14 protein-coding genes are annotated in these 15,065 nt (G+C 63.4%); 3 read left to right on the forward strand and 11 right to left on the reverse strand.

Annotated elements, in window-relative coordinates:
* Positions 1 to 22: 22 nt before the first annotated feature.
* Both BR47_RS33665 and BR47_RS29615 read left to right on the forward strand, forming a co-directional pair.
* Complete coding sequence (locus BR47_RS33665) at positions 23 to 3,121, forward strand: aldehyde dehydrogenase family protein (RefSeq protein ID WP_081831188.1); 3,099 nt, start codon at positions 23 to 25, stop codon at positions 3,119 to 3,121.
* Positions 3,118 to 3,909, forward strand: a complete 792-nt coding sequence (locus BR47_RS29615) for an SDR family NAD(P)-dependent oxidoreductase (protein WP_036426683.1) — start codon at positions 3,118 to 3,120, stop codon at positions 3,907 to 3,909. The genes BR47_RS33665 and BR47_RS29615 overlap by 4 nt, the downstream gene beginning before the upstream one ends.
* 260 nt (positions 3,910 to 4,169) lie before the next feature.
* On the opposite strand, the gene BR47_RS0103855 is transcribed toward BR47_RS29615, so the two are convergent.
* From BR47_RS0103855 to BR47_RS0103905, 11 genes are all read right to left on the reverse strand, one after another.
* Positions 4,170 to 4,619, reverse strand: a complete 450-nt coding sequence (locus BR47_RS0103855; protein WP_029118637.1) for a MaoC family dehydratase — start codon at positions 4,617 to 4,619, stop codon at positions 4,170 to 4,172.
* 19 nt (positions 4,620 to 4,638) lie between these two features.
* The gene (gene fabG / locus BR47_RS0103860; RefSeq protein WP_029118638.1) at positions 4,639 to 5,400 is read right to left on the reverse strand and encodes a 3-oxoacyl-ACP reductase FabG; all 762 of its coding nucleotides are present in this window, start codon (positions 5,398 to 5,400) and stop codon (positions 4,639 to 4,641) included.
* Between the two features lie 45 nt (positions 5,401 to 5,445).
* Positions 5,446 to 5,922 (reverse strand): Zn-ribbon domain-containing OB-fold protein, encoded by a 477-nt coding sequence (locus BR47_RS0103865; protein ID WP_029118639.1) that lies wholly within the window; start codon positions 5,920 to 5,922, stop codon positions 5,446 to 5,448.
* On the reverse strand, positions 5,915 to 7,096 hold the full coding sequence (locus tag BR47_RS0103870) for a thiolase family protein (protein WP_029118640.1): 1,182 nt from the start codon (positions 7,094 to 7,096) through the stop codon (positions 5,915 to 5,917). Before BR47_RS0103870 ends, BR47_RS0103865 begins: the two co-directional genes overlap by 8 nt.
* Complete coding sequence (locus BR47_RS0103875) at positions 7,096 to 8,151, reverse strand: beta-ketoacyl-[acyl-carrier-protein] synthase family protein (protein WP_231506641.1); 1,056 nt, start codon at positions 8,149 to 8,151, stop codon at positions 7,096 to 7,098. The genes BR47_RS0103870 and BR47_RS0103875 overlap by 1 nt, the downstream gene beginning before the upstream one ends.
* 235 nt (positions 8,152 to 8,386) lie before the next feature.
* Entirely contained in the window at positions 8,387 to 9,049 is a 663-nt protein-coding gene (locus tag BR47_RS29620) for a TetR/AcrR family transcriptional regulator (RefSeq protein ID WP_081831189.1), read from the reverse strand.
* Between the two features lie 180 nt (positions 9,050 to 9,229).
* A complete protein-coding gene (locus tag BR47_RS0103885; protein ID WP_029118642.1) occupies positions 9,230 to 10,726 on the reverse strand; it encodes a long-chain-fatty-acid--CoA ligase in 1,497 nt (498 codons plus the stop codon).
* Between the two features lie 23 nt (positions 10,727 to 10,749).
* Positions 10,750 to 11,172, reverse strand: coding sequence for a MaoC/PaaZ C-terminal domain-containing protein (locus BR47_RS0103890; protein WP_029118643.1), 423 nt, complete (start codon positions 11,170 to 11,172; stop codon positions 10,750 to 10,752).
* Positions 11,169 to 11,615: a hypothetical protein gene (locus BR47_RS0103895; RefSeq protein ID WP_029118644.1), complete on the reverse strand. Its 447-nt coding sequence runs from the start codon at positions 11,613 to 11,615 to the stop codon at positions 11,169 to 11,171. Before BR47_RS0103895 ends, BR47_RS0103890 begins: the two co-directional genes overlap by 4 nt.
* A gap of 8 nt (positions 11,616 to 11,623) precedes the next feature.
* Positions 11,624 to 12,781 carry an acyl-CoA dehydrogenase family protein gene (locus BR47_RS0103900; RefSeq protein WP_029118645.1) on the reverse strand — a complete coding sequence of 386 codons (1,158 nt, stop codon included), beginning with the start codon at positions 12,779 to 12,781 and terminating at the stop codon, positions 11,624 to 11,626.
* A gap of 120 nt (positions 12,782 to 12,901) precedes the next feature.
* Positions 12,902 to 14,044, reverse strand: a complete 1,143-nt coding sequence (locus BR47_RS0103905; RefSeq protein WP_029118646.1) for an acyl-CoA dehydrogenase family protein — start codon at positions 14,042 to 14,044, stop codon at positions 12,902 to 12,904.
* Between the two features lie 404 nt (positions 14,045 to 14,448).
* On the opposite strand from BR47_RS0103905, the gene BR47_RS0103910 reads away from it, so the two are divergent.
* Entirely contained in the window at positions 14,449 to 14,919 is a 471-nt protein-coding gene (locus BR47_RS0103910) for a DUF4334 domain-containing protein (protein WP_029118647.1), read from the forward strand.
* The last annotated feature ends 146 nt before the right edge of the window (positions 14,920 to 15,065 follow it).

A 15,065-nucleotide genomic window follows, 5' to 3' on the forward strand; every position in this document is an offset into this window, starting at 1 on the left:
TTGCGAAGAAAAGAGTCAATCGATGACTATCGAGGTCAACAATCCGGCCGACGGCCGAGTGGTCGGCGTGGTCCCCGACACCTCGCCCGTCGAGGTTGCCGCGGTTGTCGCGAATGCCCGTGTTGCACAAAAGCATTGGGAGGCGGTCGGCGCGAAGCGGAGAGCGCGGACGTTGCGCGCGTTGCAGGGCTGGATCTTCGATAACTCCGATCGCATCGCCGATGTGGTGCAGTCCGAAGCGGGGAAGCCGCGTGCCGAGGCGCGACTCGAGGTGGCGTACGTTGCCGATCTCCTCGGCTACTACGCCGAACACGCGCCGGGGTTCCTCGCCGACGAGCATCCGGCGGGGAACGGGCTGCTGGGCCTCGCCAAACGACTTACCACCGCGTACCGGCCGTATCCGGTCGTCGGGGTGATCACGCCGTGGAACTACCCGCTGGTCATGCCCGGACTGGATGTGATCCCCGCGCTGGCTGCCGGTGCGGCCGTTGTGCTCAAGCCGTCGGAGGCCACGCCACTCAGCGCGCTCGAACTGGTCCACGGCTGGCGTGAAATCGACGCGCCACCAGTGTTTTCGGTGGTGACCGGCGCGGCAGCGACAGGCGCCGCCGTGGTCGAAGCCGTCGACTACGTGCAGTTCACCGGGTCGACTCGCACCGGTCGCCGCATCGCGGCGGCGTGCGCGGAGCAGTTGAAACCGTGCGGCCTTGAGCTGGGCGGCAAGGATGCGGCAATTGTCCTCGCCGATGCCGACCTCGATCGTGCCGTGCACGGCATCACGTGGGGTGGGTTGGTCAACGCCGGGCAGATGTGCATCTCGGTCGAACGGGTGTACGTCGAGGCGCCGGTGTATGACGAGTTCGTCAGCAAGCTCGCCAACCACGTCGCCAGCTTGCGGGTAGGCGCCGACGACCGGGGGCATCAATTCGACGTCGGCACGCTCATCACTGACGCGCAACGCGACGTGGTGACGAACCATGTCGCGGACGCGGTCGCGAAGGGTGCGCGGATCCTCCTCGGCGGCAACGCAACCGGTGTGGGCAACTTCTTCGAGCCGACGGTGCTGGTCGACGTCGATCATTCGATGGCGTGCATGACCGAGGAGACCTTCGGGCCCATGCTGCCGGTGGCCAAGGTAGCTGACGAGGACGAGGCGATCCGGCTTGCCAACGATTCGGAGTACGGGTTATCGGCATCGGTGTGGACCAGCGACCGGGCCGCAGGGCAGCGGGTCGCCCGCCAGCTCGAGGTCGGCGCGGTGAACGTGAACGATGCCGGCGCCAACATGTCCAGCTTTGCACTGCCCATGGGCGGTTGGAAGCAATCCGGCATCGGCGCACGTCTCGGTGGCGCGGTGGGCGTCCGGAAGTACTGCCGGGCGCAAGGGATCACCGAGCCGCGGCTCCCGACGTCGACGCGGGAAATGTTCTGGTTCCCGTATTCCCCGCGTGCGGTGACACAGACGGTTGGAGTTCTACGTGCGGTCGGCGCACAGGGTCTGCGGCGTTTCGGCGTCGACGCACGCGGCACCCAGAAATTCTTAGACCGTGTCGCTGATGAAACCGCTTCCGCCGCGGTGCTGTGGCGCGCAGGTGCGATTCCTCGCGATCCGCGGGTACTGCGCGCCAGTGCACGCGCGTCGGCGCAGTGGGGTCAGATCGGTGGATTGCCCGCGGCGAGCGCCGCAGCGTATCCCGATCGAACAGCAACTATCGATGACCGCGGTGAGTTGACCTATACCGAACTATCCGAGCGAGTCTTTCGGGCGGCGAACGGGTTCCGCGCGGCCCTACCAGCGGCGCCGACAATTGGAATCCTGTGCCGCAACCATGCCGACGCCTTGGTCGCCTTGTTCGGCGCAGTCGCCGCAGGGGCGCGGGTGGTGCTGCTGAACACCGATTTCAGCGCGCGGCAAGTGGATGTGGTGAGTAGCCGCGAGCATCTCGATGCGATTGTCTATGACGACGAATTTGATACCGCCGTAGCGGGTTTCGAAGGCATCCGCTGGTGCGCGTGGCCGGCCGATGGCACATTCAGCGATCTTCTCAACTCGGCATCACCGGCAGAGCCGCCGCAGCCCGAGCGGCCGGGTTCGTTTGTTGCACTGACCAGTGGCAGCACCGGCACACCGAAGGGTGTGCCGCGCAAGACTGGGCGAAGCTTGGTCATTTCTGCTGGACTGCTATCGAAGATTCCGTTGCGTGGTAACGAGCGAGTGCTGGTGTCTGCTCCGGTGTTCCACGGGTGGGGACTGATCGTCACCGCCTTGTCACTGACCCTGGGCTCGACCGTGGTCCTCCACCGGCGATTCGACGCCACACGCGTCCTGGACGACCTGGAACGCTACGGCTGTTCGATGTTGGCGGCGGTGCCGACCATGCTTCGACGCGTGCTCGCAACGGATCGGGTTGCGGCCGCGGATCTGAGCACGCTGCGTATCGTCGGCAGCGGCGGGGCACGGCTGGACTCCGCACTGGAACAACAGATCACAGCCACGTTCGGCCCGGTGTTGTACAACCTGTACGGCTCCACTGAGGCCGCCTACATCAGCATCGCCACGCCGCAGGATCTGGCGGTCGCGCCCGGTTGCGCGGGGATTCCTCCGCGCGGGGTCAGGATACGAATCGCCGACTCGGCCGGGCGCCCACTCCCGCCGAACACAGAGGGGCGCATCCTGATCCGGTCCGCCGGGCAGCTCGAGGCCTATACCGACGGGCGCACCGGCTCGGTGGTCGACGGCTATCTCGACACCGGGGATCGCGGCCATATCGACGCCGAAGGCAGGCTGTTTGTCGTCGGCCGATCGGACGGGATGATCGTTTCCGGCGGTGAGAACGTCTACCCCGAAGAACTCGAGTTGGCCTTGCTCGCCCATCCCGCGATCGCCGACGCGGCGGTAACGGCGGTCGACGACGCTGAATTCGGGCAGCGCCTGCGTGCGTATGTCGTTGCCGTCGAATCTGTTTCGCTCGACGAATCGACGGTGCGCCGCCATGTGGCGGCGGAACTGCCGCGATCGCGCATGCCGCGCGACATTGTGTTCGTCGATGCGCTGCCGCGCACAGCGTCGGGCAAGGTCATGCGCGCCACGCTTGCACAACTACAACAGGAGCACTCATGAGTAGCAAGTTCGAACTCACCCGATCGGTCGTCGTGATCACGGGTGGCGCTCGGGGCATCGGCCGCGCCACTGCGCTGGCTCTGCGCGAGGCGGGCGCAGTGGTCGCCATTGGTGACATCGACGATATCGAGGCAAAGCGCACCGGCGAACAGCTCGGCATCTTCGCCGGCAAACTCGACGTATCCGATCCCGAATCGGTCGAAGACTTCCACACCGCCGTAGAGGACGCGCTCGGCCCGGTCCAGGTCTGGATCAACAACGCGGGCATCATGCCGGTGGGCCCCATGCTCGCGCAGGACGACGCGACGGTCAACCGAATCGTGTCCGTCAACCTGCTCGGAGTTATCAATGGAACCCGTTCTGCCGCAAGGCGGATGAGAGCACGCGGGGCGGGACGGATCGTCAACATCGCTTCTGTCGCCGGACGGGTTCCCGCCCCGGGCTTGGCCGTCTACAACGCCACCAAGTTCGGCGTTGTCGGATTCGGCGAAGCGGTCGACGCGGAACTCGAACCACACGGCGTACGGGTGTCGACGGTGTTCCCAACGTTCACCGACACCGGATTGCTTTCCGAAGTAGAGGCGGTCGGCGCACTCGCGCCGATGTCGCCGCAAGACGTCGCTGACGCGGTCGTGAAGGTGATCCGAACCGGCCAACGGCAGATCTCGCTGCCCTCCTGGTCGGGGCTGGGAACCTCACTGTGGCTACTGATCCCGCGTCCGGTCGCGCGGTTCTTGCGACGCCGTACCGGGCTGGATCGGGTATTCCTCGAGCCCAAGGCTCAGTAGCCGGCCGAGTAGGTGATCGGGGTTGGCTCGGTTCCAGCCGGCCCCGATCCGTGGCATACGTTGTCGGGCCAAACTGAAGCGGCAACAGTTGACTTGTCACAGCCGGGCGCGCACCGTCGCGTCTGATCCAGGCGCGGCGCTCCCTACTGATCTGGTCAAGCGGCATTTGCCCGCCTGGGCTGCGGTGGCTCAGGTCTGGTCCTTCATCGACGCCGTCAGCCGCGTTCTAGGCCACAAACCGAATCGACAAGGGGGCGGCCCTAGACCGCCAGTAGCACCCAGTCGACGACGCAAGCCGGCTTGTCGGTCCCGTCGATCTCGATGGTGGCCTTCAGTGAAATCTGGGTGCCGGCCGCAGTGGCAGTCAAGCCCGCAAGCTCGATGCCGGCGCGGACACGCTGGTCAACCTTCACAGCATTGGGAAATCGCACTTTGTTACAGCCGTAGTTGACGACCATCTGCAGGCCGTCTATCCGGTACACCTCGCTCGCCAACACGGGCAGCAATGACAGAGTCAAGAATCCGTGAGCGATAGTGGTCCCGAACGGGCCCTGGGCCGCGGCCTGCCGATCGACGTGAATCCACTGATGGTCACCGGTAGCCTGCGCGAAGCGGTCGATCTGTTCTTGGTCGACGGTGTACCAGTCACTGTGACCAAGATGGGTACCCGCTGCGGCGGCCAGATCGTCAAGTCCGTTGAAAATTCGCATGATTCGATTACCGATCCGATCAGACCGTCGGGCCGCCGGCCACGTAGAGCACCTGGCCGGAGATGAACCCGGCATCCTCGCCGGCCAGGAACGAAACGGCGTTGGCAATGTCGGCGGGCCGTCCAGAGCGGCCCACCGGGATCTGCTGGACGACCATGTCGCGGAACTGATCAAACGACATCCCCATCCGCTCGGCGGTGGCAGCAGTCATGTCGGTCTCGATGAATCCCGGAGCGACGGCGTTCACCGTGATCCCAAAGCGGCCCAGCTCAATAGCGAGTGTTCGGGTAAAGCCTTGCAAGCCTGCCTTGGCCGCCGAGTAGTTGGCTTGTCCGCGGTTGCCCAGCGCGGCGGTGCTGGACAGGTTGACGATTCGTCCCCAGCCGGCCGTCGTCATGAACTTCTGGCTTGCTCGACTCATCAGGAAGGCACCGCGAAGATGGACGTTCATCACCGCGTCCCAATCCCCGGCAGTCATCTTGAAAATCAAGTTGTCACGAATGATTCCGGCGTTGTTGACCAGCACGCCGGGTGTCCCCAACTCGTCGGCGACTCGCTGCACCGCGGCGTTGACGGCATCTTCGTCGGAAACATCGACGCCGATGCCAATTGCTCTACCCCCGGTTGATTCGATTTGCGCAACAACGGTTTTGCATGTCGTCTCGTCGAGATCCAGCACGGCCACCGCGAGCCCGTCCTCGGCTAGGCGACGAGCCGTGGCCGCTCCGATTCCACGGGCAGCTCCGGTGACGATGGCAGTGCGAACAGCGTTGGTAGACAAAGCGTTTACTCCTGATTGGCAGTGGGTGACGACCGGAAGAGACTGTCAGCGAGCACTCTCGGGAGCGAAATGTGCGATGTCCAGGATGGAACCCGCCCGCTCGCTGGCCCACACGGCCTGCACCCGACGCCCTTCTGGAAGCTGGTCTCGCACTTTCGCGGGATCGGACAGGTCGATTCCGCCCAGGAAATGCATCAGCATCGTGCTGGCGCAGTCGATGCGGATAGCGGCCACAGCGTACGGAGGCTTCGGGCCGCCACGAAAACCTTGCTGTACCACAGTGAAGGTCTCGACTTCGCCAACTGGGTCCAATTCGAGCCACTCATCGGTGCGTTCGAAGCACGCCTCGCAGAACGACTGCGGCGGGACGAAAGTCCGTTGGCACGAAGGGCATCGATTGGCCAGCAAGCGTTGCTCGCGCAGGCCGTCCATGAACCGGCCCCAGGTGGCGCCGAGATGGATGTCATAGTCAATTTCCCACCGCACGTGCTGCAGTGCTGGGTTTACCGCTGACTCAGGCATAGGGAGTCGTCCTCTCAAGGATGGCGAGGTTTTCAAATTGGAAGAAGGTGCCGCCGGTGCCGTGGGCAAGTCCCCGAACCGGTTGCTGGACCTGGATGTCGGCCGGGGCATCGCCCATCAGCTGCAGGGCCACATAGGCATACGGTGCAAGCTCTCCGGCAACACCGGCGTTCGTACACTTGGGCCCGCCCGACATGTTGGTCGGGATGTCGCCGCCGAAGGTGGTCGCGCCGGAGCGGACCAACTTCGCCCCATCGCCCGGGCCCGCGAACCCCAAGGCCTCCAACTGCATCGGGAGCATCGGAGCATACGGAGCGAACAGCTCGAGCACGTCCAGCTCAGCGCGCGGATCGCGAATATCGGCTTGTGCGTACACACGTCGGGCAAGGATGCCCAGGCCTTCCCATGCCGAAAACGAGCCCTTGCCACCTCCCAGATAGGGATCAGCAGAGCTTCCGAGCGCCCGAATCACCACTGTCGGCGTCCGCAATGATTGCGCGAGCCGCTCGCTGGTGACCAATACTGCGCAGGCGGCTGCAGTTGCCGGGCAGATCATGGCCATCACCATCGGGGTGCTGATCATGCGAGACGTCAGCACTTCCTCGACGGTCAACTCGTTGCGGAGCTGCGCGTAGGGGTTGCGCGCCGCGTGCGAATGCGCCTGGACGACGACATGAGCGAGATCCTCGTCGGTGACGCCATAGCGTTCCTGATACGCCGCCGGGAAGAACGCCCCCATGTGTACGGCACCCATTCCCAACGGTTGTTCGACGACCATGGGGGAGTTGGTGTTGATCACCGCTTGCAGATCTCGCGCACCGAAGAACGAAGCGGGTCCCAAACACAGGACGGCTTCGCGATCGCCTGAGGCGACCATTCGGGCCGCGACGTGAACCAGATTGCCACCGGTCGTTCCGCCGGTGTTGATCACCGTAACGGGGAGATCGCCGCCAACGCCCAAAATGCGTGTCAAGTGCTTGGCGCCCAACACGGTTCCCTCGAAACCGTCGATGTTGCCGACGACGAGTGCATCGAGGACCGAGGGGGTGATGCCCGCGTGATCCATCGCTGCCCATACCGCCTCCTGGCACAACTCCGCGTTGGACCTGTCTTGGCGGTGTGTGGCCATCGCGGCGGTCATTCCGATGCCGGCGATCGCAGCCCGGTAAGCCATTATTCAGCCTCCACTATCATCACCGTCGCGGTCTGTGAGCAGAGACCGGTCACGAGATCGTTGCTGTGCACAATGGCGCGACCGCCCTGGGGTTTGTCGCCAAGCCATTTCAGCGCGTCGCTGAGTCGTGAGATGCCGTTCACCAGGCCCGGGTAGTTGGCCCGGGCGCCACCGAATGGGCAAATTGTGGTCTGCCCCTCTGGCTCGACACCGAGTGCTTCGCAGATCGGATCAAGCAATGCTGGTGTGGCCGCGGTCAACTCGACGACGTCGAGGTCGGTGCGTTCACCTGAAAATCCTGCTGCTCGGTATGCATCTGACGCGGCCCGCGCGGTTGCGGACTCGGGCGCACGCAACCAGGCGTCGTCCCATGTCCAGTTCGATGTCGCCATACCGGTCCCGACGATGCAGCCGAGACTGCGTTTCGCACGGCGTGCGACTTGGGCGGAAGTGAGAACAACTGCGCCTGCGCCCGCCGTGTATGCAGGCAGCATCAGTTCGGTCAACGGCCACGCGATCGGGTTGGAAGCGAGGACGTCGTCGGGGCCGACCGGCTGGTTGCGCGTCGAGGAGGCACGGCCGGCCCCTCGCGTGATCTCCGAGGCGGCGATCGCAGCCAGGGTTGCGACATCGCCGTGTTCGTCCTCGAGCCACTTGCTTGCGTGCAGCGCCAGGCCGGCTGACGTGCACATCGCGACCGGACGGTTGAACTGCGGGTCGAATGCCAGATTGGAGACCTGGTCGAGAAACTCCACGTGGGCTTGGGCGGTGCGGCTGGTGATCTCGGGATGGTGAACGGCCGCTGCGATTGCGATGTCGACGTGACCGGCGCGAATGGCCTGCGCCGCGGCGATGATCGCCTGTGCCGCATCGCCTTCGATGCGGTAGCTGTCGGTGAGGTAACCGCCGGCCGCTGGGGTCGTCAATCCGGTGGAGATGCTGCGCCCGTCGTAGATGTCCATCGACGCAGTTACGACAAGTCCGACCTGCTGTTTGCGCAGCCCTGCCTGATGTAATGCCGCAGCGACACAATCGAATACGAGCTCGTCGAGCACCGCGTCGTGTTCGACTGCCCACCCAGTGGTGGCTAGTCCGCAGATATGCACCGGTTCGTAGGGTGGCGCACCGCGGTCCAGATCAGTGGCGGCGGGTGCCGTCAATCTAAGGGCCATGCGGCGGACTCTAACAAGCCTGCGCGCTACTGGCAAGAAGTCAGTAGCGGAACTTGTTCAGCGCCGTGGTCAAACTTCTTGGGAGGACGCGTGTTCGAAGGCGCTGCCGGCGCCCTGACTACCGTTGACGCGTCGGTTTCACGGGCTGGTGGAGCACCTCGGGCGAAACGTCGACCTTGATCGCGACCAGCGCCTTCGTGAGCAGGAGAAGCACGTCTTCGCGCGAGAGGCGATCGCGTCGCAGCCATTCATCGACGGCGGCTTCGGCCATCGATTGGAAGGTGCGTATCAGGGCGCGCGCCGGCCGGGTGGCACCGCCGGGAAGCTCGAGCAATTCGGCCATGCGGGCCGCATAAGCCTCGCGACTGTCTTCGAGGATCGACTCGATCTCGCGGTCATTGTTGATCGGACCAGCTTCAGTGATCGTCATGAACGTCCCGCGGTTCTCCCAGACGGTGTCAAGCCAGTGATCCAGGGTTGACCGCAGATGTTCTTCGAGGTTGGCATGTCGCCGTCGCGCGGTCGGCAGCGGTGGTAGGCGGCCGAAGTTGCGGATGACCTCCACGTAGAGGTCGCGCTTGGTGCCGAAGTGATAATGCAGATTCGCCCGGCCGATGCCGGCCGCCTCGGCGATATCGGCAGTGGACACTTCCGAGTAGGGGTATTGCGAGAACAACTGCTGTGCAACTTCGACGAGCTGGCGGCGGCGGTCGTCTGCACCCATGCGAACGCGGCGTTGGGGCGGTTGGTCACCGTTGGAAGAAGCTGTCGCCTTCGTCATCGGGCCGATGTTACTCGGGTATAGGCATATCGCCAGTAGATCCGGTTCCAGGGGCTGATGATGCTGGTATTGCCATCTACTCAACAATCATATTGTCAGTAGATTCTGGATGTGTAACGGCGCTCATCGACTCCGCCCATGTGCACCACGGCGGACGGCACTGAGTGGCCACCAGTCGAGTCATGGAGACGAGAAGCGTTGTCGTAGTTCAGTCTTGAGCACCTTCCCTGACGGGTTATGTGGCAGCTCGTGGACGAGATGGATTCGCTTGGGCCGACGAAAACCGGCGATCCTCGACTGAGACCATTCGAGGAGTGTGCGCTCGGTGATCTGGGAGTTGTCACGCGGCACGATAACTGCTGTCACAGCTTCGCCCCACGTGCGGTCGGGGACGCCGATAACGGCCACTTCGACGACATCGGGGTGCTCTACGAGCACCCGCTCGACTTCACTGGGATATACGTTTTCGCCGCCCGTGATGATCATGTCTTTGAGTCGGTCGGTGATGAAGAGGTAGCCGTCTTTGTCTACGTGGCCGACGTCTCCAGTACGGAGCCAACCATCGTCAGTCAGTAGAGCCGCCGTTTCAATGGGTCTGCGCCAGTAGCCCTCGCTGCACTGTCCCGACCGAATCCAGATCTCGCCGTCCTGGCCGGCGGCGGAAACGACCGAGCCGTTTGCGTCGCGAATCTGAAGTTCCACCCACGGGTAGGGGAGTCCTACTGACGCCAACCGACTTCCGTAGTGGTCAGTGGGCCCGAGTTGTACTACTGCGCCGCAGGTTTCGGTGAGGCCGTACACCTGCATCAACTCTGCGCCGAACACCTCTTGGGTACGCCTCAGCAGTGGTAGCGAGATGGGCGCCGAGCCGTAAACTATTGAGCGCACTGTGGAGTAATCCGCGCGCTCGACGTCAGCGACGTCGACCATCATTTGTAGCATCGTCGGGGCGACCAGTACGTTGGTGACGCCGTGGTCGGCCAGGTCGGCCACCAAAGACGACGCCTCGAATTCCGGGGCGAGAACACACTGTGCGCCACTGAGCAGCGCGACGAGGGCCCACGCCGATCCACCCATGTGGAACAGCGGCATGACCACGGACACTATCGATTCGGGTCCCAACCGCCAGTGCGGACCGGCCTGGAACAGATGCGCCAAGTTTCGGATGCTGATGATGACGCCCTTGGGAAGCCCAGTGGTGCCTGACGTGTAGAACTGGATGAACTCAGCAGACGGCGCGCTGTGGATTCCGGGATCGTCGGAACACTCGTGGTCGCGCCATTTTTCGTATCCATCGCTGATTGTGATCACGGTCGCGCTCGCGGGAGCGGCGGCGGAGAATTCACGATCGGTGATCGCAAGAGTGCTATCGGCATCGGCCATCAACTGTGCGATATCCGTTGGCGTCAAACGCCAATTCAGCGGTGCGAGCACCGCGCCGATCTTGGCGCATCCGAATAGCACCTCGAAGAATTCCGGCCAGTTGCGGCCGATGTAACAGACGCGGTCTCCCGCGCGTACGCCGCGGCGGAGGAGCGCGTTGGCGACCTGGCTGGACCGACGATCCAGCTCGAGGTAGGTCAGCGCAGCTTCGCCGCAGCGAAGTGCTATCTGATCCGGTCGTGTCTGAGCAAGACTGCGCACGGACGCAACGGGGTGAAAGTCGTTGGCCGGCATTGCTGATGGGATACTCGGCATGATCAATGCGCCGGTAGCACCACGGTCGCCGAGCCGACAATCGCTCGCTTCCCGTTTGTCTCTGCCCAGAGGGCGCAATTGACCAGGCGCCCGTTCTCGTCGCTGGTCACCGATGTCACCTCACCGCCGACAAGCACATCGTCTCCGGCGAACACGTTTGCACGGAACGCGCATGAGATCTCGCGCAGGGCTTGCCGCGAGCCGGCCCACTCGGTGAGTAGGTCGAGCACGTAGGCCATCGTCGCGCCTCCCTGATTGACCTCCCGGGAGCCGAGACCGGCTCTGCTGACGGCCTCGAGGTCGAAATGAATCGGATTCGAGTCCCGCAGGATCAGCGCCACCATCTTGATGTGGTCAGCGCTCACTTCGGTGATCCGGCGTTCGGGTAGTTGGGTCCCGACCACGATCTCACTGGCTTGCGTCATGCCGTACCGCCTCGCTTGAAGAGGTAGGTGCTCGTCACCGTCCCTGACACATCGCCTTCGTCGGTGACGATGTCCATCCGGATATCCAGATGATCCAGCCGGGCGTTGTCACGTGTTGTGCGTGAACCAGCGCCGGAAACGACGGGTTTGGCGTGGTAGCGGCCCCCGACGGTCAATGGCGATCTTTGGGTGATCGCGCAGTTGCCGAAGAGCAGAGTGTCGCTGTCGGTTTTGCCTGCCATGTCGCAGAGTTGATCGACACTAATCCCTAAGCAGCGCAACGAGATCACCACGAACCACAGCGGATGCGCGTCCGCTGCATGGGTTTGCGGCGACCGAACAGCGTGCTCCAGTATCGCGTTCTCGTAGGCTTCGATGACGAGATCGCCGCCTGGCAGCGGTGTTCCCTCAAGCTGTCGAAGCTCATCGACGGAGATGGACATCCTGGCCCCTAATACGACCTGGGCAGACCCAGCGTGTGCTGAGCAATGTGGTTGAGCACCATCTGCGTCGACACCGGTGCGATCTGCTGGAGTCGCACGATGCCCCACAGGTCAGCGAGGCCGTACTCATGAGCCATCCCGTTGCCGCCGTGCACCTGGATCGCCGTGTCGAGTGCCTTGAACCCGGCGCGTGATGCGAGGAACTTGGCCATGTTCGACGTCTCTCCAGCCGGTAGGCCGGCATCGATCTCGGCAGCGGCCCGCCAGGTCATGGCATTGGCGGCGGCAAGCTCGATCGCTGCTTCGGCAAGGGGATGCTGCACGCCTTGGTAGGTCCCGACCGGCACACCCCAAACGTTCCGTTCTTTGACGTAACGGACCGCTTTGTCCAAGGCATACCGTCCGACGCCAAGGCAGATCACCGCGCTGAGAACCCGCTCGGGATTCAAGCCGTCGAACAGCGGAGTCAGCCCCTTGCCGACTTCGCCGACGACAGAGTCGGCGGGCAGTCGCACGTCGTCGAAGAAGAGCGTGAACTGCCGTTCGGGTGCTTGCAGCGCGGTGGGGATGAGCTGGCGGCTCAACCCGGGGACGTTCGGATCATCGACGATGAAGAGGGTGAGCAGACCCCGCCCGGTGCGTTCGTCGGTTCCGGTGCGGGCGACCAGCAGGAAGTGATCGCAGTGGTCGATGCCTGAAATATAGTACTTGGTGCCTCGAACGACCCAGTCGTCGCCGTCGCGGGTAGCCCAGGTCGAGACGTTGTGGGAGTTCGATCCGGCGTCCGGCTCAGTGAGGGCAAAGACGAATTTCTCTTTGCCGCTGGCGATTCCGGGAAGGTAGCGGCGCTTCTGCTCCTCGGTGCCGTGCAGCGGGAGCGCGCTGCCGACGATTCCCTGCGACAGCACCATCGCCAGCTCGGGACATCCTCCTGCCGACAGTTCGTCAAGCACGATCGCGAGCTCGGTGAGCCCGCAGCCGCCTCCGCCGTATTCCTCGGGGATATTGATCCCGAGGAATCCGCCGTGACCAAGCTGCTCCCACAGCTCGGTCATCGGCTCGCCGGTAGCCGCGCACGACTGGTAATACTCATGGCCGAACTTGCCGACGATTCCGGCGACGGTGGACCGTAGTTCTTTGTGTTCATCGCTCTGCTGGAGCGGCATCGACAATGCGGGGGCGTTCATGATTGCGTCAGTTCCTTCCTCGTTCCGAGAGGCTCTTGGCTTCCAAAGCTCCAGGGCTGGAAGCGATTTGTGAGATTGAAAGCGTGCAACATTGGGTGGTCACAGACCGTACGTCTTGGCGATGATGTCGCGCTGGACTTCGGCGACCCCACCTCCGATCGATAGAGCCAGCGCGCTGCGAAACTGGCCTTCCATGCCGTACTCGACGGCGTAACCGGCGCCGCCCATCAGCTGAATTGCTTCCAAGGTCGTGCGCTTGGCGACTTCGGCGCCCTGCAGTTTGGCCATCGACGCCTCACGGGGGAAGGTTTTGCCGGGGTTGTCGTCGACGAGTCTGGCGATGCCGTAGACGAAGTGGCGGGTGCACTCGATCATCGTGGCGAGATCGGCAATCTGATGGCGGACCGACTGGAAACTGCCTATCGTGCGGCCGAACTGTTTGCGCTGCTTGATGTACCCGACGACGTCGTCCAACGCCCGTTGCGCGCGGCCGATGCCCTGGGCGGCGACGAGCAGGCGTTCGTGGTTCAGGCCCGCCATGAGTTGACGCCAGCCGTTGTTCTCTTCGCCCAGTAGGCGGTCGGCCGGCACCCGGACGTCGCTGAAGAAGACTTCGTTCACCTCACTGCCACCCATGGTGGCGATAGGGCGGATCGTCAAACCTTCGGTTCCCGTGGGCACGCTGATCATGCTGAGTCCCTCATGCTTGCTGCCGGACGGATCGGTACGGCACACCACCAGGAGGTGATCGGCGACGTGGGCGGCGGTGGTCCACATCTTCTGGCCGTTGATCACGTAGTCGTCGCCGGTGCGTACGGCGCGGGTGGTCAGGCTGGCAACATCGGAACCAGCGTCGGGTTCGGACATGGCGATGGCTTCGACGTGGCCCGCGCAGATTCCGCCGAGAATCTCGCGCTTCTGCTCTTCTGTGCCGAAACGCCCGTAGGGTCCGGCCACGATGAGGCTGACCCCGAGGCCGGCAATGGGGAGTAAGCCCCGTTCGATCCCTTCAATGAGAAGACAGAGTTCTACAGCGCCCCCGCCCCCGCCCCCGTAGGCCTCGGGGATGCTGACACCGACGTACCCGAGTTCCGCCAACTTCTGGTGGACATCCTGGTTGTGCCCGCGGTGACGTTCGTTGCGCAGCGCGACCAGTCGCTCACGATCGCCGGCCTCCCGATCGCAGAATTCTTGCAACGCGGTTGCGAACAGGCGCTGGTCTTCTGACAAGTGCACGGACAAGCGATACCTCCTGTATGAGCGTGGATTCAGACTACTGGCACCGTGTCAGTACGGCAAATATCGATGTCAATGGCATTTTTGGATGGTTTTCGGCACAGCCTATGCTCGTGCGGGCTTAGGCAGTTCGTGGGCGGCGGGGGCCCGATTGGCGACGTCTTTCCGCCGCTGCCAGCCCATTCGGGGCGAGGTCCAGGAGATTGGGTGCTTGTGATCCGGCTCGTGTTGTGCCTAGCATTACTGGCACCGAATCAGTTACTGATGTGCAGCCGCACCCACCCTGTCATTCATCGCGGGCTGCGCGAGCCGCCAATCGGACCCGATTGCGCTACCGCCAGGAGCGCACGCGCACCGCCGCCTACATACACACGAGTTACGTTTTGAAATAACATGATTGGAGAAAACCAATGACAATTGCCGACACTGCCGCCGCGCGGTTCCACCAGTTGCGCGCACAGGACGGCGACGTCTCACCGGCCGCACTCGACGACCTGTGGGCGCAACTGCCAGCGGTCAGGGCCGAGGACATCCTGGGCGCCTGGAAAGGCGGCGAGTTCCGCACCGGACATCCGTTGAACGGCATGCTGGCCACGTTCAAATGGTTTGGCAAGACAATGAACTCGTTGTCGGACGTGCAACCGAACATGTGTTATGACGAAAACGGCGAGCTGTACTCCAACGTTGAGATCGGCAACGGGGAGGCCAGCCTGTGGAATGTCGAGTTCCGCGGCGAGGTCACCGCGACCATGGTCTACGACGGGCGCCCGGTGTTCGACCACTTCAAACGCGTCGATGACAACACCTTGATGGGGATCATGAACGCGAAAGACATCAACGCGATTGGCGGGTACTTCTATTTTCTGCTGGAGCGTGCCTGATCCGGGTCGTTGCCGCGGCTACACGCGAGCCCACTGAACGATCGCATAGCCGAATCCCAAGCAATTGGGCGGACGTGAATAGTCCGAATTCGCACGATCGAGCTGCGAGTTGGGTAGTCCTTCCCACAAGACGATTAGGAAACCGT

The sequence above is a fragment of the Mycobacterium sp. UNC410CL29Cvi84 genome, assembly GCF_000686745.1.
Classification (GTDB): domain Bacteria; phylum Actinomycetota; class Actinomycetes; order Mycobacteriales; family Mycobacteriaceae; genus Mycobacterium; species Mycobacterium mucogenicum_B.